General features: G+C 64.9%; 27 protein-coding genes. 14 read left to right on the forward strand and 13 right to left on the reverse strand.

Annotation, left to right across the window (positions count from 1 at the left end; translation table 11 throughout):
• The first annotated feature begins 34 nt into the window (after positions 1–34).
• The 3 genes from ACVOLQ_RS09505 (at position 35) to ACVOLQ_RS09515 (ending at position 1,756) form a co-directional block, all read left to right on the forward strand.
• Positions 35–421 (forward strand): VOC family protein, encoded by a 387-nt coding sequence (locus ACVOLQ_RS09505; RefSeq protein WP_481527809.1) that lies wholly within the window; start codon positions 35–37, stop codon positions 419–421.
• 70 nt (positions 422–491) lie between these two features.
• Entirely contained in the window at positions 492–914 is a 423-nt protein-coding gene (locus ACVOLQ_RS09510; protein ID WP_481527810.1) for a hypothetical protein, read from the forward strand.
• A gap of 77 nt (positions 915–991) precedes the next feature.
• Positions 992–1,756 (forward strand): SDR family NAD(P)-dependent oxidoreductase, encoded by a 765-nt coding sequence (locus ACVOLQ_RS09515; protein WP_481527811.1) that lies wholly within the window; start codon positions 992–994, stop codon positions 1,754–1,756.
• A gap of 84 nt (positions 1,757–1,840) precedes the next feature.
• Here ACVOLQ_RS09515 and ACVOLQ_RS09520 read toward each other — a convergent pair whose 3' ends face one another.
• Entirely contained in the window at positions 1,841–2,473 is a 633-nt protein-coding gene (locus ACVOLQ_RS09520) for an NAD-dependent epimerase/dehydratase family protein (protein ID WP_481527812.1), read from the reverse strand.
• Positions 2,474–2,591: 118 nt separating this feature from the next.
• Here ACVOLQ_RS09520 and ACVOLQ_RS09525 point away from each other — a divergent pair, with 118 nt between their 5' ends.
• The 3 genes from ACVOLQ_RS09525 to ACVOLQ_RS09535 all read left to right on the forward strand — a co-directional run bounded on the left by ACVOLQ_RS09525 (position 2,592) and on the right by ACVOLQ_RS09535 (position 5,403).
• Positions 2,592–4,133 (forward strand): GGDEF domain-containing protein, encoded by a 1,542-nt coding sequence (locus ACVOLQ_RS09525; RefSeq protein ID WP_481527813.1) that lies wholly within the window; start codon positions 2,592–2,594, stop codon positions 4,131–4,133.
• A 66-nt stretch (positions 4,134–4,199) separates the two neighbouring features.
• Positions 4,200–4,736 carry an RNA polymerase sigma factor gene (locus ACVOLQ_RS09530; RefSeq protein WP_481527814.1) on the forward strand — a complete coding sequence of 179 codons (537 nt, stop codon included), beginning with the start codon at positions 4,200–4,202 and terminating at the stop codon, positions 4,734–4,736.
• A gap of 4 nt (positions 4,737–4,740) precedes the next feature.
• Entirely contained in the window at positions 4,741–5,403 is a 663-nt protein-coding gene (locus ACVOLQ_RS09535; RefSeq protein WP_313170941.1) for a hypothetical protein, read from the forward strand.
• Positions 5,404–5,556: 153 nt separating this feature from the next.
• Here ACVOLQ_RS09535 and ACVOLQ_RS09540 read toward each other — a convergent pair whose 3' ends face one another.
• Positions 5,557–6,465, reverse strand: a complete 909-nt coding sequence (locus ACVOLQ_RS09540) for a DUF808 domain-containing protein (RefSeq protein ID WP_313493324.1) — start codon at positions 6,463–6,465, stop codon at positions 5,557–5,559.
• 143 nt (positions 6,466–6,608) lie between these two features.
• Between ACVOLQ_RS09540 and ACVOLQ_RS09545 the strand changes: the two genes are divergently transcribed.
• On the forward strand, positions 6,609–8,303 hold the full coding sequence (locus tag ACVOLQ_RS09545) for an ABC1 kinase family protein (RefSeq protein WP_481527815.1): 1,695 nt from the start codon (positions 6,609–6,611) through the stop codon (positions 8,301–8,303).
• Positions 8,304–8,434: 131 nt separating this feature from the next.
• Here ACVOLQ_RS09545 and ACVOLQ_RS09550 read toward each other — a convergent pair whose 3' ends face one another.
• Positions 8,435–8,731, reverse strand: coding sequence for a hypothetical protein (locus ACVOLQ_RS09550; protein WP_481527816.1), 297 nt, complete (start codon positions 8,729–8,731; stop codon positions 8,435–8,437).
• A 28-nt stretch (positions 8,732–8,759) separates the two neighbouring features.
• Between ACVOLQ_RS09550 and ACVOLQ_RS09555 the strand changes: the two genes are divergently transcribed.
• Positions 8,760–10,859, forward strand: a complete 2,100-nt coding sequence (locus ACVOLQ_RS09555) for a phosphoglycerol transferase I (protein WP_481527817.1) — start codon at positions 8,760–8,762, stop codon at positions 10,857–10,859.
• A gap of 163 nt (positions 10,860–11,022) precedes the next feature.
• Here the strand turns inward: ACVOLQ_RS09555 and ACVOLQ_RS09560 are convergent, their stop codons facing one another.
• Positions 11,023–13,443: a DUF3772 domain-containing protein gene (locus ACVOLQ_RS09560; RefSeq protein WP_481527818.1), complete on the reverse strand. Its 2,421-nt coding sequence runs from the start codon at positions 13,441–13,443 to the stop codon at positions 11,023–11,025.
• A gap of 89 nt (positions 13,444–13,532) precedes the next feature.
• On the reverse strand, positions 13,533–13,781 hold the full coding sequence (locus ACVOLQ_RS09565) for a hypothetical protein (protein ID WP_481527819.1): 249 nt from the start codon (positions 13,779–13,781) through the stop codon (positions 13,533–13,535).
• A 191-nt stretch (positions 13,782–13,972) separates the two neighbouring features.
• Between ACVOLQ_RS09565 and ACVOLQ_RS09570 the strand changes: the two genes are divergently transcribed.
• The 3 genes from ACVOLQ_RS09570 (at position 13,973) to ACVOLQ_RS09580 (ending at position 16,277) form a co-directional block, all read left to right on the forward strand.
• On the forward strand, positions 13,973–14,470 hold the full coding sequence (locus ACVOLQ_RS09570; protein WP_481527820.1) for a lipocalin family protein: 498 nt from the start codon (positions 13,973–13,975) through the stop codon (positions 14,468–14,470).
• Between the two features lie 31 nt (positions 14,471–14,501).
• Positions 14,502–15,713 (forward strand): NAD(P)/FAD-dependent oxidoreductase, encoded by a 1,212-nt coding sequence (locus ACVOLQ_RS09575; protein WP_481527821.1) that lies wholly within the window; start codon positions 14,502–14,504, stop codon positions 15,711–15,713.
• Between the two features lie 108 nt (positions 15,714–15,821).
• Positions 15,822–16,277 carry a hypothetical protein gene (locus ACVOLQ_RS09580; protein WP_481527822.1) on the forward strand — a complete coding sequence of 152 codons (456 nt, stop codon included), beginning with the start codon at positions 15,822–15,824 and terminating at the stop codon, positions 16,275–16,277.
• A gap of 45 nt (positions 16,278–16,322) precedes the next feature.
• Here ACVOLQ_RS09580 and ACVOLQ_RS09585 read toward each other — a convergent pair whose 3' ends face one another.
• The gene (locus tag ACVOLQ_RS09585) at positions 16,323–16,646 is read right to left on the reverse strand and encodes a DUF6122 family protein (RefSeq protein ID WP_481527823.1); all 324 of its coding nucleotides are present in this window, start codon (positions 16,644–16,646) and stop codon (positions 16,323–16,325) included.
• 185 nt (positions 16,647–16,831) lie between these two features.
• Between ACVOLQ_RS09585 and ACVOLQ_RS09590 the strand changes: the two genes are divergently transcribed.
• Positions 16,832–17,302 carry a YehS family protein gene (locus ACVOLQ_RS09590; RefSeq protein WP_313493318.1) on the forward strand — a complete coding sequence of 157 codons (471 nt, stop codon included), beginning with the start codon at positions 16,832–16,834 and terminating at the stop codon, positions 17,300–17,302.
• Between the two features lie 196 nt (positions 17,303–17,498).
• On the opposite strand, the gene ACVOLQ_RS09595 is transcribed toward ACVOLQ_RS09590, so the two are convergent.
• From ACVOLQ_RS09595 to ACVOLQ_RS09610, 4 genes are all read right to left on the reverse strand, one after another.
• The gene (locus tag ACVOLQ_RS09595) at positions 17,499–17,954 is read right to left on the reverse strand and encodes a hypothetical protein (RefSeq protein ID WP_481527824.1); all 456 of its coding nucleotides are present in this window, start codon (positions 17,952–17,954) and stop codon (positions 17,499–17,501) included.
• A gap of 242 nt (positions 17,955–18,196) precedes the next feature.
• Positions 18,197–18,772: an OmpO family porin gene (locus tag ACVOLQ_RS09600; RefSeq protein ID WP_303748602.1), complete on the reverse strand. Its 576-nt coding sequence runs from the start codon at positions 18,770–18,772 to the stop codon at positions 18,197–18,199.
• Positions 18,773–18,982: 210 nt separating this feature from the next.
• Complete coding sequence (gene cueR / locus ACVOLQ_RS09605; protein ID WP_481527825.1) at positions 18,983–19,456, reverse strand: Cu(I)-responsive transcriptional regulator; 474 nt, start codon at positions 19,454–19,456, stop codon at positions 18,983–18,985.
• A gap of 6 nt (positions 19,457–19,462) precedes the next feature.
• Positions 19,463–21,955 carry a heavy metal translocating P-type ATPase gene (locus ACVOLQ_RS09610; RefSeq protein ID WP_481527826.1) on the reverse strand — a complete coding sequence of 831 codons (2,493 nt, stop codon included), beginning with the start codon at positions 21,953–21,955 and terminating at the stop codon, positions 19,463–19,465.
• Positions 21,956–22,087: 132 nt separating this feature from the next.
• Here ACVOLQ_RS09610 and ACVOLQ_RS09615 point away from each other — a divergent pair, with 132 nt between their 5' ends.
• Positions 22,088–22,276 carry a heavy-metal-associated domain-containing protein gene (locus ACVOLQ_RS09615; RefSeq protein WP_313170968.1) on the forward strand — a complete coding sequence of 63 codons (189 nt, stop codon included), beginning with the start codon at positions 22,088–22,090 and terminating at the stop codon, positions 22,274–22,276.
• Positions 22,277–22,422: 146 nt separating this feature from the next.
• Here ACVOLQ_RS09615 and ACVOLQ_RS09620 read toward each other — a convergent pair whose 3' ends face one another.
• A complete protein-coding gene (locus tag ACVOLQ_RS09620) occupies positions 22,423–22,827 on the reverse strand; it encodes a hypothetical protein (protein WP_313493315.1) in 405 nt (134 codons plus the stop codon).
• Between the two features lie 130 nt (positions 22,828–22,957).
• Here ACVOLQ_RS09620 and ACVOLQ_RS09625 point away from each other — a divergent pair, with 130 nt between their 5' ends.
• Positions 22,958–23,347 carry a DUF6165 family protein gene (locus ACVOLQ_RS09625; RefSeq protein WP_313170972.1) on the forward strand — a complete coding sequence of 130 codons (390 nt, stop codon included), beginning with the start codon at positions 22,958–22,960 and terminating at the stop codon, positions 23,345–23,347.
• A 431-nt stretch (positions 23,348–23,778) separates the two neighbouring features.
• On the opposite strand, the gene ACVOLQ_RS09630 is transcribed toward ACVOLQ_RS09625, so the two are convergent.
• Both ACVOLQ_RS09630 and ACVOLQ_RS09635 read right to left on the reverse strand, forming a co-directional pair.
• Positions 23,779–24,054 carry a hypothetical protein gene (locus ACVOLQ_RS09630; protein ID WP_481527827.1) on the reverse strand — a complete coding sequence of 92 codons (276 nt, stop codon included), beginning with the start codon at positions 24,052–24,054 and terminating at the stop codon, positions 23,779–23,781.
• Entirely contained in the window at positions 24,032–24,796 is a 765-nt protein-coding gene (locus ACVOLQ_RS09635; protein ID WP_481527828.1) for a hypothetical protein, read from the reverse strand. The genes ACVOLQ_RS09630 and ACVOLQ_RS09635 overlap by 23 nt, the downstream gene beginning before the upstream one ends.
• Between the last annotated feature and the right edge of the window lie 87 nt (positions 24,797–24,883).

Below are 24,883 nucleotides of genomic sequence, written 5' to 3' on the forward strand. Positions count from 1 at the left end.
GTACGCTGCGCTCCTCTGTCACCGGAGCATCCGCATGAGCCACCGCAGCCGTCTGGCCGGTTTCATCATTGATTGCCAAGGCACCGACAGCGATGCCGCCGCCGCGTTCTGGGCACCCGCACTCGGCCTGAAAGCCGAGCCCGGCTACACCGAGGACGATGGCGCGCAGTACGCAGAACTGATGGGCGCGCCGGCCGAACTGCATGTGGAAGTGCAGCGCGTCGATCACGCATCACGCGTGCATCTTGATATCGAGGCCGACGATATCGATGCCGAGGCGGATCGGCTCGAAGCATTGGGCGCACGCCGCATCGGCAAGGTCAAACGCTGGTGGGTGATGGAAGCCCCCACCGGCCATCGCTTCTGCATCGTGCAGATGAAACATCCGGAACGTGGCGCAATACCCAACATCTGGGAATAGCACTGAATTTTCACGACAACAGGCATTGCGATGTGCTGGAATGCCGCCCCAACTTCAATGAGTCAACAGCATGAGTTTGATCACAGGAATGATCGTGGGCGCACTGGGCGGCCTGGCCCTGGTCAACATCCTCGCACTGATGGCAAAGAACAGCGGCAGGCCGCATGACCTCACCACCTTCAGCTCCGATGAGAACGTGCTGGCCAAGGTTGATGCCTGGGCAAGCCAGCAGGGCTATCGCCTGGTCCGCGACATCGATGGCACCCGCGTCTATCGCAAGGGCAACAACATCCTGACCTCGCCGATGTATCTGGAAGTCACCCGCGATGGGAACAGATACACCGTCAAAAGCTACACCCAGATCAACGGTTTCATCCTCCGCGGCGACATGGCGCTGACCGGCGACACCTTCATCGCCAAGCTGCCACGATCAATGGCCAAGAAGGCGCAGAACCTGCTGTTCGCGTCCTTGAACGTACCCGGCCTGCCCTGAGCACGGAACAGCGCATTCGCCGCCTGCAACGCGCAACCGGGGATAATGCGCGATCTCCGCCCACCGGAACCGCAGCAATGCCCCCTTCTGTTTCGCTACAAAACGCACGCGTGCTGGTTGCCGGCGGCAGCCGCGGCATCGGCCTGGCCATCGCCCAGGCCTTTGCCCGCGACGGTGCGAAAATCAGCCTCTGTGCGCGTGGTGCAACGGCACTGCAACAGGCTGCCGAATTGTTGTTGCGCGATGGCGCAGCCGCCGCGCACACGCAGCAATGTGATCTCGCCGATCCGATGCAGATTCAAGCCTGGATCGATGCCGCTGCAACCGCGCTGGGTGGCGTCGACATCCTCGTCAACAATGCCTCCGGCTATGGCAACGGCAATGACGATGCGAGCTGGCAAGCCGGTTTCGATATCGACCTGATGGCCGCGGTGCGCGCCAACCGCGCTGCCCTGCCGCATCTGCGTCTGAGTGCGATGCCGGCCATCCTCAACATCAGCTCGATCAACGCCTCGGTGCCGACGCCACGCGCAGCGGCCTACTCCGCCGCCAAGGCCGCCTTGAATTACTACACCACCAGCCTGGCGACCGAGCTGGCGCGTGAGCGCATCCGGGTCAACGCGTTGGCACCGGGCTCGATCGAATTCCCCGGTGGACTGTGGGAGCAGCGCCGCAGCAGCGCCCCCGAACTGTACGAACAGATCCGCACCAAGATCCCGTTCGGTGGCTTCGGCAATGTCGAGGATGTGGCCAATGCCGCCGTGTTCCTGTGCTCGCCCGCAGCGCGCTGGATCACCGGCCAGGTGCTGGCGGTGGATGGCGGGCAGTCGCTGCCGGCCTGAGCCTCACCTGCCGTTTGTGGGAGCGGCGTGAGCCGCGAAGCTGGCGATCTTGTAAGTTCATCAGCTTCGCGGCTTACGCCGCTCCTACAACAGAGCCGCCGACCCCACCACCCGCACGCCCGGCTGCGGATCCAACGCCGCCTCCACCAGCGCATCGGCGATCCGCGTGGCCGGATTGATGCGCCAAGCGCGCGGCAGCACAGGCGCCAGTGCTCCCAGCACCACGCTGGCCAGATGCTCGCCGGCTCGCCGTTCGACGCGGTCGCCGCCAATCAGGCCCGGACGCACCAAGGTCAACGAAGCAAACCCCAGCGCGCGCAGGTCCTGCTCCAGCTCGCCCTTGACCCGGCTATAGAACACCAGCGAACGCGGATTGGCACCGGCCGCCGAGTTCAAGGCAAACACCTCGCAGCCATTGGCACGCGCTGCGCGTGCAATCACCAGCGGATAGCCATGGTCGATCTGCCGGAAGGCCTCACGCGAGCCGGCCTGTTTCATCGTCGAGCCCAGCGCGCAGATCACCGCATCCACCTGCCAGCCCTGCGCTACGCTCGCCAGCGCAGCAAAATCCAGCACCGGATTGAGCAGCTTGGGGGCGGTCTGCGCCAGCGCGCGCCGGGTCGGTGCGATCACGCCGCTGCAGCGTGGCTCGGCCAACAACCGCTGCAGTACCTGCGCCCCGACCAGGCCGGTCGCGCCAGCCAGCAATACCCGCATGATGTGCTCCTGTGATCGGCTGCCATTCAAGCCCGCTGCTACCTTGCCGATAATGGGGCTTGGACACCACCTCCGGTTGCGCACGGGCGCAGCCACAACCCGCCCGGATCCCTGCGCAATGGCCGACAGCCCCGATGACTCCTCCACCTCCCGCAGCAGCGGGCTGGGCCGCATCCTGTCCCGGCGGTCCGCGCCGCAGGCGGCTGCGGCGGTCGAGGTGGTAGCCAACGGGGGCGGCGGCATGGCGATGCTGCAGCGCTTGTTCATCGGCGCCAACGCGCCCGAATCAGTATTGGCCGCCTTCGCGCAGGGCATGTGCACCCTGCCCGGTGAACTCGGTGACATGGGCCAACGCCTGCACAGCGCGCATGCCGAGCAGGACTGGGAGCGCTACGGCCGCCTGCTGCGGCAATTGATCGACAAGTACATCCGTACCGTCGAACTGGAAGCCTCGCACACCCGCAACAGCCAGGCCGAGCAGCTGCGCGACATGCTGCGCGACACCCTCGGCGCGGTGCTGGCCAGCCTGATGCAGCAGTCGCCTGAGCTCGAACAGCAGGCCCAGCGCATGGGCGAGGAACTGCGCAGCTGGCGCAGCGGCCAACCCTTGCAGCCGGTGGCCATCCATGTGCGCGAACTCTGCCACCAGGTCGGCGTGCGCAGCAGTAGTCTGCAGGAACAGCGCGACCTGCTGCTCAACCTGTTCGACATGCTGCTGGAGAACATCTCCGAGCTGCTCGATGGCGACAGCTGGCTGCAGGGCCAGATCCGCTCGATCCGGCAGCTGCTGGCCGGGCCGCTGGACGCCAACTCGCTGGAGCAGACCCGCAACGACCTGCGCGAAGTGATCTATCGACAAGGGCTGCTGCGCGAAGGCATCGACCAGTCCAAGCAGGCGATGAAGGACCTGATGGTGGACTTCGTGACCCAGGTGGACGGCATGGTCACCGAAACCGGCGAATACCATGATCGCATCGCCAGCTATGCCGTTGCGGTGCGCCAGACCCGCAGCATCTCCGACCTGACCCAACTGCTGCAGGACGTGCTGCAGGACACCGCGCGGGTACAGGAGCAAGCTGCACGTGCGCGCGACCATCTGGCCAACGCCCGTGCCGAGGCCAAGGCCGCCGAACAGCGCGTGCAGCAACTCGAACGCGAGCTGGAAGAAGCCGGCAGCCAGCTGCGTACCGATCCGCTGACCGGCGCCCTGAACCGGCGCGGCCTGGAGCAGCAGCTGGGCGAGCTGTTGGCCGACCACAGCACGCCACTGAGTCTGGCCATGATCGACCTGGACCACTTCGGCCAGACCAATGCCCGGCACGGCCACGCTGGCGGCGATCAGGCCCTGCGCCATCTGGTGGCGGTGACCCAGCAACGCCTGCGCGGTCGCGACTGCATCGCCCGCCTCGGCGGTGACGAGTTCGTGCTGGTGCTGCCCGGGCTCAACCGCGCCGCCGCGCTGGAAACCCTGCAACAGCTGCAGCAGCAGCTGGCGCAACGCCCCTTCCTGCATGAAGAACAGCGCGTGCAGGTGCGTTTCAGCGCCGGCGTCGCCCAGGCCCTGCCCGGCGAAGCCCTGCAGGCCCTGTTGCAGCGGGCCGACCAGGCCCTGTATGCGGCCAAACGTGTCGGCCGCAACCAGGTGCTGCCCGCCAACTGAGTCACCCCGCAGCGGAAATCCGCCCGGGGCTGTGATATTTCCTGCGCTGGTGCGAATCACCCGGGCATGGACATCACTGCAACCGACCCCATCGTCGACCTGCAACACCGCTTTGCCCAGTTGCTGAGCCAGCACCAGGGCATCGTGCTCAAGGTCGCGCGTGGCTATTGCACGCACCGGGAAGACCTTCGCGACCTGATCCAGGAGATCAGTATCCAGGCCTGGCGCGCCTTTCCAGGTTTCGATCCGCAACGGGCGCAATTCAGTACCTGGCTTTACCGCATCGCCCTGAACATCGCCATCTCCCAGCTGCGTGGCCGCGAACTGCGGCGACACCACCACAGCGAAGCCACGCTGGATGACGACCTCGCCAGTGTTGCCGACAACGCCGAAGACAGCGCCAGCCTGGCCCAGCTCAATACCTTGATCCAGCGCCTGCCGGCGCTGGACCGGGCCCTGCTGTTGCTGCACCTGGACGACTGCAGCCACCGCGAGATCGGCGATGTACTGGGCATCAGCGCCAGCAATGCCGCCACCCGCCTGCACCGGCTGCGCCAACAACTGCGTAGCCACTTCAATCCTGCCGACAGCTCACGAGACTGACACCATGGAACTCGACGAACTCAAGGCCAGCTGGGCACAGCAGGCGCAACGTATCGATCAGCTGGAAACCTTGGCCCTGCAGGCCTGGCAGCAGCCGCGCAAGGCCGGTGTGCGGCGCCGGCTGCGCTGGTTCAGTGGTCTGCAGCTGGCTTGGCTGCTGGTGTGGATCGTAGTCACCGTGCTGGCGGCGAGTTTCTGGGTGGAGCACCGTCAGGTGCCGCAACTGCTGCTTACAGGGCTGGCCTTGCATGTGTACGGCATCGCTGCGATCTGGGTGTCGATCACCCGCGCCTTGTTGGCGATACATGCAGATGCTGCCGAGGCACCGGTGCTGATCCAACAGCAACGACTGGCGCGGCTACGCCGCTTCACCGCAATCACCGAACTTGGCCTGGGCCTGCCGTGGTTTTGGCTGTGGCTGCTGGCCCTGCAATGGGGCAGCGTGCAATGGCTGGGCCTGGATCTGTATGCGATGGCACCAGCGTGGTTCCTCGGCAGCTTGGGCTTTGGCGTGGCGTTGATGCTGGGCAGCATCGGAGCTGCCCGCTGGACGATGCGACGCTTGCCGGCCAGTCATCGTCTGCAACGCTTGCTGGACAGCCTGTCCGGGCAATCGTTGGCCCGCGCGCAGCAGCAGCTGCGGGAGTTGGAGCAGGGCCTGCAGTGAACTGCGGCGGTGTTGCTGTCTTGTGGGAGCGGCGTAAGCCGCGAAGCTGGCAATCTTTCAGATACTGCCAACGTCGGCACCATTGCTGATGCCTGAAGCATTTCCTGCTTCGCGGCTTACGCCGCTCCCACAATCAAGGCAGAAATGCCGGCTTCAATGCGCCGCTTTCGCCCCGCGCATACGCTGGACCAGGGTCACCACGGTCAGTACCACTGCACCGATGATCACGCCCACCGCCACGCTGCCCAAGGCATTGGCCAGCCATTCCAGATTGGCCGGTGCCAGGCCGACGATGAAATGATGCAGGGCCGGAATCGCGTGCACCAGGATGCCGCCACCTACCAGGAACATCGCCGCGGTGCCGGCAATCGACAGGCCGCGCATCAACCACGGTGTGGCATACAGCAGGCCACGGCCAAGCGCCGCCAGCGCGCGGCCCTTGTCCAGCAACCAGGCCCCAACGTCATCAAGCTTGACGATGCCGGCCACCAGGCCATAGACGAACACCGTCATGCCCAGTGCAACCGCAATCAGGGTCACAACCTGCTGACTGAACGGAGCGTGCGAGATCACCCCCAGCGACAGCACGATGATCTCCGCCGACAGGATGAAATCGGTACGCACCGCGCCCTTGATCTTGTCCTTCTCGAACGCGACCAGATCCACCTTTTCATCGGCGATGGCCTTCAGCCGCTCGGCCTTGTGCGCCTCATCCTCGTCCTTGGAATGCAGGAACTTGTGCGCCAGCTTCTCCACGCCTTCGTAACAGAGGAAGGCACCGCCGATCATCATCAGCGGGGTGATCGCCCACGGCAGCCATGCGCTGATCGCCAGCGCCGCCGGCACCAGGATCGCCTTGTTGACCAGTGACCCCTTGGCCACTGCCCACACCACCGGCAACTCGCGGTTGGCAGTGACGCCGGTTACCTGCTGCGCATTCAAGGCCAGATCGTCACCGAGCACGCCGGCGGTCTTCTTGGCAGCGACCTTGGTGAGGATGGAGACGTCATCCAGCAACGCGGCAATATCGTCGAGCAGGGCAAACAGGCTGGCTCCAGCCATGGGTCACCGTAAGGTCATAGGACAGGGGAAGGGGGATTTTCACTCATTCGTGCCCGCTTCGGTGCGCAAGCCCGCGTATTCACCCCCCTGCAACCCCGCTGCGGCCACACTGCAGGCTCGCCCGCCTGGGAGAACCCCGCTTGATGGAACCGACCAGCAGTGACAGCCCGACCACCGTCGGCGGCCTCAGCCGACGCCAGCAGATCGTGCGCCTGCTGCTGCGCTACCGCCATTCCGGTGTGTTCTCCGGGATCTCGCTGGATGGCGAAATCCCGCGCCTGGGCCGGCCACCGGCCGCCGGCAACCCCACCCAGTTCGTTGCCGACCTGGAAGCGCTGGGCACCACCTTCGTCAAACTGGGCCAAGTGCTGTCGACCCGCCCGGACATGATCCCGCCCGAATACGTGGCCGCGTTGGAACGCATGCAGGAAAAAGTCGCGCCGATCCCGGTGGAACAGATCCGCGCGGTGATCGAGGACGAACTGGGCGCGCCGGTCAGCAAGCTGTTTGCCTGGTTCGACCCGCAGCCGCTGGGCAGTGCTTCCATCGCCCAGGTCCACCAGGCCGAACTGCACGATGGCCGGCAGGTTGCCATCAAGGTACAGAAGCCCGATGTCGCCGCCCAGCTGCGTTCGGATATCGGTGTGCTGCGCAGCTTCGCCACTGCCGCCGATCACCTGACCCGGGTCGGCCGCAAGGTGCGCTTCTCCGACTGGCTGGGCGAGTTCGCCAAGACCCTGCGCATGGAGCTGGACTACGAAGCCGAGGCTGCCAATCTGGCGCGCTTCGGCCAGCACCTGGCGCCCTACCCCGAACTGTGGATACCGCAGCCGGTGTGGGACCTGTGCGGACGCCGGGTACTGACCATGGAACTGGTGCAAGGCGTACGGGTGGATGCGATCCCGCCGGTACGCCGCACCGAGCAATCGATGGTGCCGCTGGCTGCGGCGCTGGTGCGGGGCTACCTCGACCAGATCTTCGTGCACGGCGAAATCCACGCCGACCCGCACCCCGGCAACCTGCGCGTCACCCCAGAGGGCCGGCTGGCGATCTTCGACCTGGGCATGGTCGCGCATGTACCACCGCGGCTGCGCCAACGCCTGCTGAAGGTATTGTTCGCCGCCGTGGATGGCCGTGGCGAGGAAGTGGCCGACGAGATCATCGGCATCAGTACCCGGCTGGAGGACTATGACGAGGAGCGCTACCTGCGCGAGACCGGGCAGATGATTGCCCGCTACGCCGCCAACGGCACCCTGTCCGAAGGCCATGTGGTGCTGGAGATCGTGCGCATCGCCACCGCCAGCAACCTGCGCACGCCACCGGAGCTGAGTCTGCTCGGCAAGGCGCTGCTCAACCTGGAAGGCGTGTGCCGCTTCCTGGCGCCGGAGATGGAAACCCGCAAGGTTGTCGAACGGCAGCTGCAGCATGTGATGCGCGCACATTTCCGCAAGTCGTTCTCGGCGGCCAACCTGGCCAGCGAGGCGATGGAGCTGCAGCAGCTGCTGCGCAACGGGCCGCGCCGCATGTCCGACATCCTCAGCGTGCTGGCCGAAAACCGCCTGCAGATGAAGGTCACCGGCCTGGACGAATCGCGGCTGATGGAAAACATCCAGAAGGTGGCCAACCGCATTGCCGCCGGCCTGATCACCGCTGCCCTGCTGCTGTCCTCGACGCTGCTGATGCGTGTGCCTACCCGCTGGACGCTGTTCGGCTACCCCGCTTTTGCAATGCTGCTGTTCCTGCTGGGCGTGATCATCGGCCTTGGACTCATCGTCAGCTCACTGCTGTTCGATCGGCGCACCAGAGCACGCGCCCGCGAAGAACGTGGCCATCGCTGAGTGTAGATGCGGCATCCGTAGCCTGGGTAAGCGCAGCGCACCCGGGAGCACATGGTGCATGCAGCAACGCACCGGCAGCGTGGATATGCGCTTGCCTTGAACGGACGCAGAAAAGCGCCGGTCATCTCCCTTCAATCCATTGCCAGCCCCGGATGCGCTGCGCTTACCCGGGCTAGGTGGGTGCATGAACAGTCCGATTGCAGCTTGAGAAGCGACAACAGAAGTTTCCAACCACTGAAATCAGGCAAAAAGCACACTCTCTCACCAAAGATCACAGTATTCGGCGTGCCGCACATAACGCGTAGCTGATGATGAATGCTGCTGTGCCGTCCGAACATTTCAGTCAGGTTACGGCAGGCAAGATCCAGATGCTTCTGCCACAGCACTGAAACAACAGTGTGTAGAGCGATGACGGCCCAGGTCGTCACCCCCTGTCTCCGCTACCCACGTGACCGCATGCATTGGATCATCTGGCTGTCTCTGGCAGCACTGTTCGTACTGTTGATGTTGTCGCCCACCCTGGCGCGCTTGAAGGCTGGCCTGCTGTCACTGCTGCTGTTGGCGCTGAGCAGTTGGTGGCTGATAGACAAACTCAGTGGCGATGGCATCAATTCGGCCACGCTGTACCACCTGCGCAGCGACATGGAAGGCGCCGGTGTCGGTGACTTCAGCGCCTACATCATCGGCTTCATCGGCCTGGTGATCGTCTCGCTGACACCGTTGTTGTTGCTGCGTGTGCGTCGCCTGCAGCGCCCCCGTCATGGCCTGGCGGTGTTCGGCGGCTTCACCGCGTTGTTGCTGACAACACTGCTGCTCAGCCCGTTGTACACCGATGGCAAGCGCATCTATCAGCAGATGCAGCCGGTGGACTACAGCGCAGTAGCGCCGGAATACCAGCTGCCATCAAAGGCGCTGGCGCAGCGGCCGAACATTGTCTGGATCTACGGCGAGAGCCTGGAACGCACCTATTTCAACGAAGACGTCTTCCCCGGGCTGATGCCCAACCTGACCCGGCTGGCCGGCGAAGGCCTGGATTTCCGCAACATCGCCTCCGCCGACGGCAGTGGCTGGACCATCGCCGGCCTGGTGTCGTCGATGTGCGGCGTGCCGCTGACCACCGCGCAGGGCGACGAGAACAGCATGGGGCGGATGGGCCGTTTCCTGCCCGAAGCCTTCTGCCTTGGCGACTACCTGAAGCAGCAGGGCTATAGCAACCACTACATGGGCGGTGCCAACGGGCAGTTCGCCGCCAAGGCCGACTTCCTCAACTCGCACGGTTTTGACGACGTGCGCGATCTGGAATGGTTCCAGCAGCAGAACATCGCCAAACGCCATTTCTCCAATTGGGGCGTGCACGATGACGTGCTGCTGGAACGTGCCTACGAGCGTTTCCTCGAGCTCTCGGCGAGCGGCCAGCCGTTCATGCTGACTGCACTGACCATGGACACCCACCATCCGGCCGGGCATCTGCCGGTTGCCTGCAGGAACACGCGCTATCGCAGCGCACACGGCAATATCGGCCTGCTCAATGCACTCAAGTGCAGCGACCGGTTGATCTCGCGCCTGGTCGACCGCATCCGCAGCAGCGCATTCGCCGACAACACGCTGGTGGTGGTGGCCTCCGATCATCTGGCCATGCCCAATGACCTTAGCCATGTACTGGAGAAGCAGAAACGCGAGAACCTGCTGCTGTTCCTGGGCAACAAGCTGCAGCCGCAGCAGATCGTTGCGCAGGCGGGCACAACGCTGGATTCGGGCGCCACCGCGCTGCAGCTGCTGGACCCTGCGATCGATGCGATCGGCTTTGGCCGCTCGCTGTTGAAGCCGGCACCCGCGGCAAGCGCCAGCGTCGCGGCGACCAGCGGTGATACGAGGGCCTACGCACGCTACAGCGCGTTCGCACGTTCGCTGTGGCTGGGCGAGCAGACCCGCATGTTGCGCCTGGACAACGACCAGGTACTGGTGGGCGTGCAGAAGGTGCAGCCGCCGGTGCTGCTGGAATACGACCAGCAGTGGGACCTGAAATCGGTGTACCTGGAGAACACCTCGCGCAAGTTCGAGGAGGCCGATCCGCAGCACCGCCTGGCCTATGTCGACCGCTGCACCGCGTTTGAAGATGGTTCGGCCGATGGCCAATGGTGTGCCTTGCTGCTGGACAGCGACCAGGGCATGCGCCTGTACCGCGATGCGCAGCTGCGCCGTGGCATCGCCGTGGATGCGCCGTTGCAGGCGCTCAGCGGGCCCCGTCCCAGCGTGCGCCAGTCACGCATGATCAGCCGCCAGCCGCGCCACACCAGCCCCGGTCGCTACGTGCTGGAGCTGTATGCCGCACAACGCCCGCAGCGCGGCTTCTGGGTGGAAGCGGTGGCATCAAAGCGCAACGTTGTGGTGGCCCAGCAATGGGTGCAGCCCGATGCCGATGGCCGCATCCGCATGCCGTTGGGCGTGGACCAGGAGATCGACGACCTGGAGATCCGCGCCTGGTTGAACCATGCCGAGCAGTTGGCCGTCGACGACTATGCGCTGCTGCCGACCAGCGAGCATCCGCGGTCGTGATGAACATTCGTGCTTTTGTGGGAGCGGCGTAAGCCGCGAAGCTGGGCATGCTGCAGTGAACAGCATGCCCGCAATCTGAAAGACCATGAGCTTCGCGGCTTACGCCGCTCCCACATTCCGACAGATCTCGGTAAAGCCCCTGCCGAGCGTGGCTCGGCACTACCTAGGCCTGCGGGGGATCGCGCACCAGATGGATGTCGGTCGGAGTGACCAGGGCGATGCCGGCGGCAGCAGTCTGCTCCAGCAAGGCGAACAGCACCTCACTGCGGGTTCCGTATACGCTCCGCGACGATGACACGTAGGCAAAGCTGTTCACCGCCACCTGTCCGCCACTGATCGAATCAATGAAGAACGACGGTGCCGGGTCGATCAGCACCGTCTCGTTGGCGGCATAGATCCCCAGCAACAGCGTCCGCAGCTTGCCCATGTCGGTGCCCAGCGGCACCGAGAACTGCACCTGGATGCGGCCCAGCGCATTGGCCATGGTCATGTTGCGGATGGTCTTGGTGATCAGCTCCGAGTTCGGCACGATCAGCGTGGAACGATCACCCACCTGGATCTCGGTGGAACGCACCGAGATACGGCGGATGTCGCCCTCCTGGTCACCGATCTTGATCCAGTCACCAATCTTCACCGGGCGCTCGGCCAGCAGGATCAGGCCGGAGACGAAGTTCTGGGTGATCGCCTGCAGACCAAAACCGATACCGACCGACAAGGCGCTGGCCAACAAGGCCACCTTTTCAAAACCAATGCCCAGCGCCGCCAGGGCCCACAGGCCAGCCAGCACGATGCCGAGGTAATGCGCCACCGTGCTGATCGAATTACGCGCGCCGATATCCAGATCGGTCTTGGGGAGGTAGGTATCCACCAGCCAGCGCTGCACCACCCGCATCAGCGCAAGGCCCAATACCAGCACCAGCACCGCGCTGATGATCGAAGCAGGTGTCAGCAGGTTGCCGCCGATCTTGATGCCGGCCGACAGGCGTTCCAGCCAGCCATACAGGGCGCTGACGTTGCCGAATGGAGCAACAAAGGCGGTGATGCCCAGCATCACCAGCGCGAGCCGTGACGTGGCCGACAGCAATACACTGGCCTGTTCCAGGCGGTTGGAGGACAAGCCGGTCGACAGCCGCAGCATGCGCCCGGCAGCACTGTCCGGTGCCAGCAACCACAACGCGAAGTCATCGGCGAAGCGCGTCAGCAACGTCGTCGCCAGCACGATCACCGTGCCCCAGACCATCTGCTGGGCGGTGAACATGGCGAAATTGAGGTAGCCGAGCAAGGTCGCCACCAGCGCGGCGAAGATGCTCAGGTAGCCGCCCAAGCGCGCCACGATCAGCCAGCCACTGCGCGGCGCACGCGGCGAGCGGCCGCTGTTGGTGCTCTCCGCTTCCGCCTGCGCGGCTTCGGCCGCACGGCGTCGATGCAGGCCGGCCAGGGTCGCCAGCATGCTCATGATCAACACCACGTAGGTCAGTGCGATCAGGCCGTCCAGGGTCACCGTGCCCACCGCCGAAGTGCGCGCAGCGCGATTGACGTCGCGCAGCAGCATGGTCAGCCAGGTCAGGCTGGCCGCGCCCCAGGCAAAGCGGCGCAAGCGGGCGGCGGCGAGATCATCGATGTCCAGCAGGCGCCAGGTCGGCCGTGATGGCACCAGCAGGCTGGCTGCCACGGCACCGATGAAGGCCGCCACGAAGGTAGCGACGACGAACATGTCGGCCACCGATTCCAGCCGCGGTGCGATCGCATCGATTGCCCGCAGGCTGGCCACCAGTACCGTGGCCGCCAGCCCCGGCAGCAAGGTGCCGACCAACAGCAGCCACACCGCAAGACCGGTGCGACGCAGACGTCCGTCCGGGGCACGTTCGGAAGCAGCGTAGCGGCGACCAAGGTGGCGCAACCAGATGCGCAGCGGGAACAGCATCAGCAAGGCCAGCGCCGCGCCCAGCAGCGGCATGCCCCAGCCCTGCTTGCCGGCCGCCTTCAGCAAGGCATCGTGGGCCTGCCGGTACAGCGACTGGAAGCGCGCAAGATCGTCCGGCACATGCTCGCCGAACTCGCGCCACAGGGCCGGCGACAACGGCGAGGCCACCTTGCGGCCCATCTGCTCGCCAAACTGCTGGGCGCGCATCTTCTCGATGGCTTCGTTGGCCTGCTTGGCCTCCTCGGCCAGCAGCTTGCCGCGCTTGATGTCGGCATCGATCTGGCTGCGCTGCTGGTCCAGCAGCTTGCGTTGGCGGGCAATACCGGAATCTTCCCCGCCCTCGGGTGCCGGCCCAAGTTGCTCGATGCGGGCATCGAGCTGGGTCAGTTCCGGCTGCAGCGCGGCGACGCTGGCCTCGGCCTCGCGCTGCGCCTGGCTGGCACGCTCGGCCAGGGTTTTCAGGGTTTCCGGTGCATCGGCATCGGTGACCGCGCGTTTGACCGCCGCCACCGCGCGAGAAGCCTGTTCGATACGGGTCTGCGGGCTGCTATCGGCCGCCGCACCTTCGGGCGCGGCCCAAGCCACATTGCTGGCACCCAGGCCAAGCAGGAGGACAAACAACAGCGCGCGCAGCGGATGCGAAAAACGATGGGCAGGCAAGACGGAGCACCGGGTCGCGCGGACCACCGCGCCTGCCCGGAACTATATGTCAGTGCGTGTTCACTTCCTGCAAAAACACGTCACGGTACTCAGTATTCCAGTGCCAGTTCGACGATATGGTGGCGGTTGAGCTCGTAGATTTCCTGGAACTCGTCCTCGGTCAATTCGGCCGGTGCATAGACCGCCACCGGCTCCCACACCTGGGTCGTCGATCGTGGCTGGCGCGGCCCGGCCCGCAGGGCGAAGCCCTGGCCGTCGTAATGGACCACCTCCGGCAACTGCTCCCAGCGTTCGCGTGCATAGCGGTTCTGCCCCTTGAGCAGGATCACGACAAACATGGCGGACTCCCGTCTTCGGATGGCGACAGCCTAGCGCAGCCATGTTTGCCCGGCGCGAAGGCCGCTTCGCGCATGAATGCAGGCCTTCAGGCAACGGCGAGACGACCTCCCGGGCACGGGCGCTTAACCATTGCTGCCTTATAGCTGGACCCCCGACGCAGCCGCCTGCGTGAACGCCAGAGAGGTTTTCCATGCATCAACACCCTGAGCTTGCCACCGTTCCCCAGGTGGACCTGCAGCGTTACCTGGGTACCTGGTACGAAGTTGCACGCCTGCCCATACGCTTTGAACCCGAAGATGCCACCGACGTCACCGCCCACTACTCGCTCAATGAGGATGGCAGCGTACGGGTGCAGAACCGCTGCCTGCGCGGCGGCAACCTGGAAGAAGCCATCGGCCAGGCCAAGCCGGTCGACGACACCAACAGCCGCCTGGAAGTCAGCTTCCTGCCCGAAGGCCTGCGCTGGATTCCCTTTACCAAGGGCGACTACTGGATCATGCAGCTGGACGCGGCCTATACCACTGCCCTGGTCGGCAGCCCTGACCGCAAATACCTGTGGTTGCTGGCACGCCTGCCGCAGATGGATGCCACCACCCGCGACCACTACATCGCCTATGCGCAGCAGCAGGGCTTTGATACCGCAGCACTGATCCACACGCCACATACCGGCCACCCTACCGCCGGCTGAGCGGCGGCCCCCGCGATGACCGGAGCTGTGCATGGACCTGAAAAGCGGCTATCCGTTCTGGGCCATCAAGAATGGCCTGATGCACGCCTTCCCCGCGCTGCGGCGGGACCTGCGCTGTGAGGTGGCGGTGATCGGCGGTGGCATTACCGCTGCCCTGATTGCCGACCAACTGGTGTGCCACGGCCACGATGTCGTCGTCATCGAGCAGCGCGACATCGGCTGGGGTTCCACCGCCGCCAGTACGGCGCTGCTGCAGTATGAGATCGATACGCCATTGCGCGAGCTGGCCAAACGCCATGGCATCGACGCCGCACTGCTGGCCTATCGCGCCTGCGTGCAGGCCATCGACGAACTGCAGGCGCTGGCCGAGCAGGTCCGCGGGGTGGATTTTCAAAGCACCCTGAGCCTGTACTACGCCAGCCGCCGCGGCCATCTGCGGACGCTGCTGGAGGAATACGAACTGCGCGAACGGCATGGCTTCGCAGTGGAGTGGCTTGATGCCGACGGTGTTGCCGAGGAATACGGTTTCGCCGCACCCGGCGCCATCCGCAGCACGCCGGCCGCGCGCATGGATCCCTATCGCATGACCTACCGTCTGTTGACGCGGCTGTTGGCACAGGGCGCGCAGGTCTACGACCGCAGCAGCGTGACCTCGGTAACGACCGGCACCCGCCGGGTCCAACTGCGCACCACCCACGGCGTGCAGGTCGACTGCGAGCATCTGGTGGTCGCCTCCGGCTACGCCGCCCAGGACTGGCTGAAGCAGCGCGTGGCACGCAACCGCAGCAGCTATGCCGTCGTCACCGATCCACTGCCGCCGGCCCTGCTGGGACCGCTGCGCACTACCTTGATGTGGGAGACCGCCCGCCCCTATCTCTACCTGCGCAGCACGGCCGACAACCGCCTGCTGGTGGGCGGCGAGGATGACGCGATCGATCTGCCAGCGCGCCGGGATGCGCAGGTGGACCGCAAGGCCGCGCGCCTGCTCGCCAAACTGCGCCGCCTGTTCCCGCAGCTGACCGTCCAACCCAGCTTCGCCTGGGCCGGCACCTTTGCCGAAACCGAAGACGGCCTGCCCTTCTTCGGTGCCCACCCGCAGTGGGGGCCGCGCGTGCATTTCGCCATGGCCTATGGCGGCAACGGCATCACCTATTCGATGCTGGGCGCCGGCCTGATCCGGGCTGCCATCGAAGGCCGCCGGCACCGCTTGGCGGAACTGTTCTCCTTCCGGCGCCTGAGCTGAAAGTTCCCCGCCGGCGACGGCTATCGACAGCCATCGTTCAACGCTTTTCTGTTAGCGTCCGTGTTGCCCGCCAGCACGGCGTGGTCCCAGTTCCGGAGCGCCTGCAACATGATCCGCACATCCCTGATCGCCGTCCTGTTGTTGGCCCCCGCCGCTGCCATGGCGCAGGATGATGCCGCCAGCGCCGCAGGTGGCCTGGACCTGAGCGTGCCGCAGGCGCCGCTGCGTTACCTGGGCGAAACCTACAAAGGCGATGCACCGGGCACCTATTACGGCGACCACAGCGGTCGCGGGTTGACCAAAAAGGACAGTCCTGGCGCCGAGGTAATGGATGACAAACTGCAGGTACATGGCGCGGTCAGCGCCGGTATCGGCTATTCCAAGGCCTACGGCAACAGCAATTGGCAGGCCGTGGACCTGAACGTGGGCAAGAACTACAACACCGACGAAGGCCAGAGCCGACGGGTGAACCTGAACATCCACATGAGCAAGAGCGAAGGCCCCGGCCCCTATGGCTACGGCCCTGGACCCGGCTTTGGCCCTGGCCCCTGGGGCGGCTGGTAACCCACCCCTCCCCGTTTGGCGCCTGCTGGACCCGGCGCGCGGCGCTCAGCGGCTGGCATGCATCCATAGACAGTCCAGCGCATCCAGCGCGATGTGCACCAGCAGGCCGATGCCGAACAGGCGGGTGCGCCTGGGCACGGTCAATCCCGCGTAGACCACGATGGCTGGCGCCGTATGCAGGGGATGGAAGCCGATGCTGCAGCGGTCGGGCGCATAGATGGGATCGGCCAGCAGGTGGTCCAGGTCGATCACCCAGCCCAGCAGCAGCAACAGCCAGGCCTTGCCGAACTGCGGCCGCCAGAACAGCCAGGCCAGCAACGCCGGCACCGCCAGATGCAGGCACAGGTGCAGGATCGCGCGTGAACTCATTGCCGGCCCGCCAACGGCAGCGCGGCAGACCGGGGCCTTACGGGCTGCACGGGAACGGGGACGTGTGGGGGGAGCATGCGGGCGGACTTTGCTGAACCAGCCCCGATTGTAGGCTGGGGGCTTGCCAGTGCGGCGTTACACTATGCCCCCGCCGGCATCTCCGCCGCGGTGGTTCCGGAGTGGCAATGATCAACAACGACGTACTGCGCAGCATCCGCTACATGCTCGACCTCAGCGACAGCATGGTGGTGGACACCATCCATCTGGCCGATTCCAGCTTTGAAGTGGATGCGGCACAGGTGCACGATTTCCTGCGCAAGGACGACGAGCCGTTGTTTGAAGCCTGCCCGGACGCGGTACTGTCGCGCTTCCTGGACGGCCTGATCTACCACTACCGTGGCCGCGACGAATCGCAGCCGCAGCGTCCGCCGGAAAAGCGCATCACCAACAACATCGTGCTGAAGAAGCTGCGCGTGGCCTTCGAACTGAAGGACGTGGACATGCATGCGATCTTCGAAAGCGCCGGCTTCCCGATGTCCAAGCCGGAGCTGTCGGCGCTGTTCCGCCAGCCCGACCACAAGAACTACCGCGAATGCGGCGACCAGGCCCTGCGCAACTTCCTCAAGGGCCTGACCCAGCGCGTACGGCCGGCGTAAAGCGACTGTGAGATGTGGGAGCGACAGCTCCCTTGTGGGAGCGGCGTAAGCCGCGAAGCTGAAAATGCATGCGCGCCGGAGAGTCTCTTCGGGCGGTATGGCGTTGACCGCTGCTTCGGCAATAACTGTGGCTTCGCGGCTGATGCCGCTCCCACAAGCGCTGCAAGAGCCGCGAGACCCGAATCAGTCTGACCGTTTACAGGATGCGGTACACCCGCGCCTTCGGCAGGTCTTCGTCCACCTGCAGGAACCAGCGCCCGGCGATGCCCGGAATCACGTCGATTTCCGGTGACTGCAAGGCAGTGCGCAGGCGCATCTGGCCCTTCAGCACCTTCCATTGCTGGCCGTTGGCCAGCACGAACACCGTGCCCGGCTCCCAACCTTCCACCGTTCCCTGCACGCTGCTGTGCACAGGGCCTTCTTCCAGACCGATCTGCATGGGCGCAGGTGTGGGTGTGGCAGCGGCCGCTGTGACCGGCGCAGTTTCGCTGAGCATGCGGTTGAGCAGCTGCAGCTGCTGCGCGCTTAGGCCGACCTGCTGCAGCTGTTCGGCACTCAGGCGCTGCTCCAGCGGCAGGTAATCGCGTTGCTGGCTCCAGGCCAACGGGGTTGTCGACAACAGCATTGCGGCGAACAGCAGGCGGGTTTTCATTCTCAAGGTCCTTCCGGCCGGTGCCGGTTGAGGCGCACTTTGCTGCAGTTTGGTTGCAGTGGTGTTACATGAAGCAAAGCAAGAGCTTGCCCTCACCCCAACCCCTCTCCCGCACGCGGGAGAGGGGTTGGGGTGAGGGGAGGCTTCCAGCTGAAGATCTCAACCCCAAACCTTCGGCAAAAGAAAAGGCCCGGCATAGCCGGGCCTTCCTTCGCAGCATCACGCCAAAGCGTCAGCGCGTCTTACCAGCTGAAGCGCGGACCCACGGTCCACTGCTTGTCACCGTTGTTGAACATCTTGATGTCGCCATTGATGCCCCAGTTCTGGTTCAACTTCACCTGGCCACCGAGACGGCCATAGAAGTCGCCTTCCGGGCTGATGCCGTGCTTCTTGCTGAAGTCTTCGTAGCCAGCCATTGCGTACACTTCGGCGTGCTTGCCGAATGCGGTGCGGATGCCGGCTTCAGCGCTGTAGCCGTTGAAGTCCAGGCCCTGGGCGAACTTCTCGTCGTACTTTTCGTAAGCCGCGCGAGCAACGAAGTCGGTGGTCGGCGCGATTTCCTTGTTGAAGCCGGCGCCAACGCGCCACTGCTCGATATCAAGGTTGGTGTGCGAGATTTCCTGGCGGGTGTATTCACCGAAAGCGTGGAAGTTCGGCAGGAACCCGTAGGAACCCTTTACGCCCCAACCTTCTGCCTTGCCGTCGGCCGAGGTCTTGGCGTAATCGGCTTCTGCATAGTTGTAGGACAGGCCGTCAGCGGCCGAAGCGGCGAACGGGAGGGCGGCAACCAGCGCCAGGGCAATCAACGAAGTCTTCATGGGGTACTACCTCTGCATTACTGAGCTTGATGGCACGACAGCAAACAGCTGTCTGCGTCCGGATGTAAGTTTTCCGTTAGACGCCCCAACAAACCCTGAAACCACGCCTGCAATAAAACGCCGATTTTTGGCTTTTATTCAGGCGTTTTCTGGCACGCGCGGCGCGCGTGCACTTTGCATCTCGTTCATTTTCACGATTGCGCGCAATAATCAACGAGCGCGCTTGCCGGCGGAGACGCCGCCAAAGGTAGTTGGCAATGCGCTGTCGTGCAACGGTACGCCAGTCTCGATATCACGCAGGATCGGGCAATCCGGGCGGTCATCGCCGGCGCAGCAGTTGGCCAGTGCCTCCACGGTCTGCACCATGCCCTGCAGCTCGGCGATGCGTTGTTGCAGTACCTGCACGTGCTCCAACGCCATGCGCTTGACGTCGCCACTGTGGCGCGAGCGGTCGCGCCACAGTTCCAGCAGTTCGCCGATGCGCTCCACGCTGAAACCCATGTCACGCGAGCGTTTGATGAAACCCAGCGTATGGATGTCGCGTGGCGCGTACAGGCGATATCCCGCATCGGTACGCGCAACCGGCCCGATCAGGCCGATATCCTCGTAGTAGCGGATCATCTTGGCGGAAATGCCGGAGGCCTTGGCGGCCTGGCCGATGTTCATGCCTTCTTCCATCGTCATCACTCCTCAGGCCTGCATCTGCGGGGCACGAAAACGCTTCAGGCGCAGCGCGTTGCCCAGTACGAACACCGAGGAAAGCGCCATCGCACCGGCCGCGAACACCGGCGACAGCAGGATGCCCCAGACCGGGTACAACACGCCGGCCGCGACCGGAATCAAGGCCGCGTTGTAGACGAAGGCCCAGAACAGGTTCTGGCGGATATTGCCCATCGTCGCCTTGCTCAGCGCAATGGCATTGGGCACGCCCTGCAGGCTGCCGGACATCAGCACAACGTCAGCGGCCTCGATCGCCACGTCGGTACCGGTGCCGATCGCCAGGCCAACATCGGCTTCGGCCAGCGCCGGTGCGTCGTTGATGCCATCGCCTACATAGGCCAGGCGGCCGTGCTCAGCCTTGAGCCGGCGCACCGCATCGACCTTGCCTTCCGGCAGCACTTCGGCAACCACTTCGTCGATGCCGAGCTGGCGCGCGATGGCCTCGGCGGTGCGGCGGTTGTCGCCGGTGATCATCGCCACCTTCAGGCCCAGCGCATGCAGGCTGGCGATGGCGGCACGGGTATCGGACTTGATCGGGTCGGAGACGGCGATGATGGCTGCCAGGCGACCATCCAGCGCCGCGTACAGGGGGCTCTTGCCTTCTTCGCCCAGACGCTGCGCATCGCCGGCGAACACCGCCACATCCAGACCGAGCTTCTGCATGAAGCGATCAGCGCCCACTTCCACGCGCACGCCATCCACAGTCGCACGCACACCGTAACCAGTCACCGATTCGAAGGCATCCACGGCCGGCAACTGCAGGTTTTCCTGCTGCGCGGCGGTGACGATGGCGCGGGCAATCGGATGTTCCGAGCGGTCTTCCACTGCCGCCACGCGCGCCAGCACATCACTGCGCAGGAAGCCCTCGGCCAGCTGCAGGTCGGTCAACAGCGGGCGGCCTTCGGTCAGCGTGCCGGTCTTGTCCACCGCCACCACCTGCGCTTCCTTCAACAGTTGCAGCGCCTCGCCCTTGCGGAACAGCACGCCCAGCTCGGCGCCCCTGCCAGTACCGACCATGATCGAGGTCGGCGTCGCCAGCCCCATCGCACACGGGCAGGCAATGATCAGCACCGCCACCGCATTGACCAGACCAAAGGTCAGCGCCGGTTCGGGGCCGAAGATCAGCCACACCGCGAAGGTCAGCAAGGCCAGGCCCATCACGATCGGCACGAACACCAGGGTGATGCGATCGACCAGCGCCTGGATCGGCAGCTTGGCGCTCTGCGCCTGTTCCACCAGGCGGATGATCTGCGCCAGCACGGTCGCCCCACCGACGGCGGTGGCACGCACGCCGAGCGCGCCGGTCTGGTTGACGGTACCGCCAATGACGTTGCTGCCCGGCGCCTTCTGCACCGGCACCGGCTCGCCGCTGATCATGGATTCATCGACATAGCTGTCGCCATCGATGACCTCGCCATCCACCGCGATGCGCTCGCCCGGACGCACTTCGATCACGTCACCACTGGCGATCTGCTCCAGCGGCAGCTCGACCACGCTGCCATCGCGACGCACGCGCGCGGTCTTGGCCTGCAGCTTGAGCAGGCGCTTGATCGCCTCGGAGGTGCGACCCTTGGCCTTGGCCTCCAGCACGCGGCCGAGCAGGATCAGGGTGACGATGACTGCGGCGGCCTCGTAGTAGACGTTGACGGTGCCGGCCGGCAGCAGCCGCGGCAGGAAGGTCGCCACCAGCGAGTAACCATAGGCCGCCAAGGTGCCGACGGCGACCAGTGAGTTCATGTCCGGCGCGGCACGCAGCAGGGCCGGGATGCCCTTCTGGTAGAAACGGCGGCCCGGGAACACCAGCACCAGCGTGGCCAGCACGAACTGCAGCAGCCAGCTGTTCTGGGTACCCAGCGTGCTGGCGATGAAGTGATGGAAGGCCGGGATCAGGTGCCCGCCCATTTCCAGCAGGAACACCGGCAGGCTGAGCGCCGCCGCGATCCACAGGTCCCGCTTGAGCACACGCAGGTCGTCGGCATGGCGCTGTGCCTGCTGGTCCTCGTTGCTGCCGGCACTGCCGATCACGCTGGCCGCGTAACCGGCTTTCTCGACGGCCGCCAGCAGTGCGGCCGGATCGGCTGCGCCCTGCACGCTGGCGCGCTCGGTGGCCAGGTTGACGCTGGCCGACTGCACGCCCGGCACCGCCTTCAGCGCGCGCTCGACGCGGCCCACGCAGGACGCGCAGGTCATGCCTTCGATCAGCAATTCCTGCGCGGCGGGGGCGCTGACCTCGTAGCCGGCCTTGTGTATCGCCTGCACCAGCGCCTCACGCGGCACACTGCCGTCGGTCTGCACGCTGGCGCGTTCGGTGGCCAGATTGACGCTGGCCTGGCTGACCCCGGGAATGGCCTTGAGCGCACGCTCCACCCGCCCCACGCAGGAGGCGCAGGTCATGCCTTCGATCATCAGATCTTCGGTGGCAGGGCCCGATTTCTGCTTGCCCGGACTGGCGATGCTGCTCATCGGCACGTCTCCATTTCGACTGTTGGAGGCACCTTAAAGCTTCCAACGATGGCAGGGTCAAGCGCTCTTTATCGCTTGACCTTCCCATCGTGGCAAGCTGCAAGCTGGCTCCCACCCCAACGGAGAAACCCCATGAAACTGCATATCGAAAGCATGACCTGCGGCGGCTGCGCACGCAGCGTGACGGCCACCATCAAGGACGTGGACCCGGCCGCCACGGTCGACATCGACCTGCCCGGCAAGAACGTCAAGATCGAGTCCAGCCTGCCGGTGGAAAGCTTCACCAAGGCACTGGAGGAAGCGGGCTTCCCGCCGCGGTAAGCACCACGTTCATGATCTGTGGTTTGTGGGAGCGGTGTAAACCGCGAAGCTGATGGACTTCCGGCGCATGGAATCGCCGGATCGCCATGGACCATCGGCTTCGCAGTTTACACCGCTCCCACAAAACCATCAGCCCCAACGTCCTCTCAGCGCGCGCGTTTCCACACTTCGCGCTCGACCCGGCGCTCGCCGTCCCAGCGCTCCAGCGTCCACACATCGCCTTCCAGGGTGTAGCGGAAGCTGTAGCTGCCGCCGTTTTCCAGCGGATACGACGCCATCAACGGCGTCTCCACGTACTGCCCGTCCCCACTGCGATAGGTGCCCGAGCCGCCGGCCCAGAACTTGCCATCGCTGGTGGTGGTGAAGGCAAACCGGCCATCGGCCAATATCTTGGTGCCGGCCAGCTTCTGGCTGGCGTAATCCACCACCGCCCCTTCCGGGTTGACGAACTCCCCGGACTGCAGCTGCCAGGCGCCCTGCAGACCTTCAGCGCCCTGCACGCTGGCGGCACCCAACATCATTGCAACGGTGGCGAAAGAACGCAGCAGCATCGGCAAGTCCTGATCGGGATGGGCCCGCATTGTGCGCATTCTCGCTGCCTGCGCGCCAATATCGGTTCATTGGCAACCTTTGCCGTAGCGCTATGATTGCCGCATTACAGGAATCAACGGCGGCGACAACGTGCAGACCCTACTCACCCCGGTATCGATTGGCGAACTGATCGACAAGATCACCATCCTCGAAATCAAGGCCGAGCGCATCACCGACACCGCCAAGCTGGCCAATGTGCGCACCGAGCTGCAGGGCCTGTGGCCACTGTGGCTGTCTCAGCAGGAAGCGCGCCCGTCGCTGGCCACGCTCAAGGACCAGCTCAAGGCCATCAACGAGCGCATGTGGGAGATCCAGGACCGCCTGCGCGAGAAGGAAGCGGCGCAGGATTTCGGCGCGGAGTTCATCACCCTGGCGCGCGGCGTTTACGGCACCAATGGCGAGCGCATCGTGGTCAAGAACGAGATCAACCGCGTGGCCGGTTCGGCGCTGGTTGAAGAGAAGCAGTACCAGGGCGAGTAAGTCGCTGAGCCCCCTCCCTTTCGCGCAGCGAAGGGGGGGGGTTGGGGAGGGGTGCTCTTCGCAACAACCTCAAAGCCTCAAGCAAAAACCAACCCCCTCCCAGCCTCCCCCTTGGCTACGCCAAAGGGGAGGAGCAAAGCACTGGCCCCCTCCCTTTCGCGTAGCGAAGGGGAGGGTTGGGGAGGGGTGCTCTTCGCAACAACCTCAAAGCTGCAAGCAAAAAGCCAACCCCCTCCCAACCTCCCCCTTGGCTACGCCAAAGGGGAGGAGCAAGGCACTGGCCCCCTCCCTTTCGCGTAGCGAAGGGGAGGGTTGGGGAGGGGTGCTCTTCGCAACAACCTCAAAGCTGCAAGCAAAAAGCCAACCCCCTCCCAACCTCCCCCTTGCCTACGCCAAAGGGGAGGAGCAAAGCCAGGCTTGGCGCAAAACGCTTAGAACGCTATCTGCGCCCACACGCCGGCTTCATGGCTTTCCAGCGACTTCGTCGCCGTTTCCTGCTTCAGCTGCTTGCCCACGGCGGCTAGCCGCAGGTGCTTGTTCGGTTTCCATTCCACGCCGACCATGTGGTACCGCTCGCGGGTGCGCGGATCGATGTCCAGGCTCATCCGGGTCTCCTCGTGGCGGCTGAACACAGCGTACTGTGGACTCAGCTGGTAGCTGCCCCACACCGACCAGCCACGCTGGTCATCGCTGCCCGGCTTGACCACCCGGGTCCAGTCTTCCGCACGGAAGTACTGGGCGCCGATCCGCCCCCGCTCCCCCCACCCAGCTGGCCATCGCATTCCAGCGCTGGGCAGTGTGCTCACGTGGTCGATCACCCGCATCCAGCGCGCGGGTACCGCGGTAGCCGCCCAGCGCCAGCTCAACACCCTTGGCCGGTGCCCAGCCCACCCGTGCCTCGACGTCCGGGCGCTTGCCCAGGCGCGGCTTCTGGTAGCCACCACCGGTGACCACCGAAGCGGCATAGGTGAAGTCGCCACGGGTGTACTGGCCGTGCACGCCGTAATCGGCCGCGTTGCCCATCTTGCTGCGGGTGATCAGGGCACCATCGACATAGCGGTAGCCATCACGCGCCGACTCCTGCTGGATCCACGGCAACGGCGCATTGCCCAGGCGCAGCCAGTTGCCCTTGCCGAAGCTGCGCTGCAGATAGGCGTGGCGCAGCCACACGTCGGTAGGATCACTGTTGCGCAGCCACTGCACATCGGTGGTGACCTGCGCCGACCACTGCGCGTTGAAACGGTGGTCGACGGTGATGAAGGTACGCTTCAGATCCAGCGCCAGACCTTCATCGTCGGTGACCACGCCATCACGATCCAACTGGCTGGCGTTGACGAAGATCTGTGCCGACACCTTGGTGGCCGGCGCGGCGTCCTGCGCCCAGGCAACTGCCGGCAGACAAAGCACGGCCACTGCGCTGGCTACTGCATTTCGGGATACAAACGGCATCACAACTCTCCTGGTGCCAGCCGGGACTGGCGGTTTGCGATCAATCGGGTATGTCTTTGGCCTGCGGTCTGGCTGCGCGGCACTCGG

Source organism: Stenotrophomonas sp. STEN031 (assembly GCF_056759975.1).

Excerpts from the sequence above, each read along its gene's own strand:
- ACVOLQ_RS09515 (WP_481527811.1), top strand. The coding sequence starts at position 992 with ATGCCCCCTTCTGTTTCGCTACAAAACGCACGCGTGCTGGTTGCCGGC.
- ACVOLQ_RS09615 (WP_313170968.1), top strand. The coding sequence starts at position 22,088 with ATGAAACTGCATATCGAAAGCATGACCTGCGGCGGCTGCGCACGCAGC.
- ACVOLQ_RS09555 (WP_481527817.1), top strand. The coding sequence starts at position 8,760 with ATGCATTGGATCATCTGGCTGTCTCTGGCAGCACTGTTCGTACTGTTG.
- ACVOLQ_RS09505 (WP_481527809.1), top strand. The coding sequence starts at position 35 with ATGAGCCACCGCAGCCGTCTGGCCGGTTTCATCATTGATTGCCAAGGC.
- ACVOLQ_RS09535 (WP_313170941.1), top strand. The coding sequence starts at position 4,741 with ATGGAACTCGACGAACTCAAGGCCAGCTGGGCACAGCAGGCGCAACGT.
- ACVOLQ_RS09540 (WP_313493324.1), bottom strand. The coding sequence starts at position 6,465 with ATGGCTGGAGCCAGCCTGTTTGCCCTGCTCGACGATATTGCCGCGTTG.
- ACVOLQ_RS09595 (WP_481527824.1), bottom strand. The coding sequence starts at position 17,954 with ATGAAAACCCGCCTGCTGTTCGCCGCAATGCTGTTGTCGACAACCCCG.
- ACVOLQ_RS09520 (WP_481527812.1), bottom strand. The coding sequence starts at position 2,473 with ATGCGGGTATTGCTGGCTGGCGCGACCGGCCTGGTCGGGGCGCAGGTA.
- ACVOLQ_RS09590 (WP_313493318.1), top strand. The coding sequence starts at position 16,832 with ATGATCAACAACGACGTACTGCGCAGCATCCGCTACATGCTCGACCTC.
- ACVOLQ_RS09575 (WP_481527821.1), top strand. The coding sequence starts at position 14,502 with ATGGACCTGAAAAGCGGCTATCCGTTCTGGGCCATCAAGAATGGCCTG.
- ACVOLQ_RS09565 (WP_481527819.1), bottom strand. The coding sequence starts at position 13,781 with ATGTTTGTCGTGATCCTGCTCAAGGGGCAGAACCGCTATGCACGCGAA.
- ACVOLQ_RS09545 (WP_481527815.1), top strand. The coding sequence starts at position 6,609 with ATGGAACCGACCAGCAGTGACAGCCCGACCACCGTCGGCGGCCTCAGC.
- ACVOLQ_RS09585 (WP_481527823.1), bottom strand. The coding sequence starts at position 16,646 with ATGAGTTCACGCGCGATCCTGCACCTGTGCCTGCATCTGGCGGTGCCG.
- ACVOLQ_RS09600 (WP_303748602.1), bottom strand. The coding sequence starts at position 18,772 with ATGAAGACTTCGTTGATTGCCCTGGCGCTGGTTGCCGCCCTCCCGTTC.
- ACVOLQ_RS09510 (WP_481527810.1), top strand. The coding sequence starts at position 492 with ATGAGTTTGATCACAGGAATGATCGTGGGCGCACTGGGCGGCCTGGCC.
- ACVOLQ_RS09580 (WP_481527822.1), top strand. The coding sequence starts at position 15,822 with ATGATCCGCACATCCCTGATCGCCGTCCTGTTGTTGGCCCCCGCCGCT.
- ACVOLQ_RS09610 (WP_481527826.1), bottom strand. The coding sequence starts at position 21,955 with ATGAGCAGCATCGCCAGTCCGGGCAAGCAGAAATCGGGCCCTGCCACC.
- ACVOLQ_RS09635 (WP_481527828.1), bottom strand. The coding sequence starts at position 24,796 with ATGCCGTTTGTATCCCGAAATGCAGTAGCCAGCGCAGTGGCCGTGCTT.
- ACVOLQ_RS09620 (WP_313493315.1), bottom strand. The coding sequence starts at position 22,827 with ATGCTGCTGCGTTCTTTCGCCACCGTTGCAATGATGTTGGGTGCCGCC.
- ACVOLQ_RS09530 (WP_481527814.1), top strand. The coding sequence starts at position 4,200 with ATGGACATCACTGCAACCGACCCCATCGTCGACCTGCAACACCGCTTT.
- cueR (WP_481527825.1), bottom strand. The coding sequence starts at position 19,456 with ATGACGATGGAAGAAGGCATGAACATCGGCCAGGCCGCCAAGGCCTCC.
- ACVOLQ_RS09570 (WP_481527820.1), top strand. The coding sequence starts at position 13,973 with ATGCATCAACACCCTGAGCTTGCCACCGTTCCCCAGGTGGACCTGCAG.
- ACVOLQ_RS09525 (WP_481527813.1), top strand. The coding sequence starts at position 2,592 with ATGGCCGACAGCCCCGATGACTCCTCCACCTCCCGCAGCAGCGGGCTG.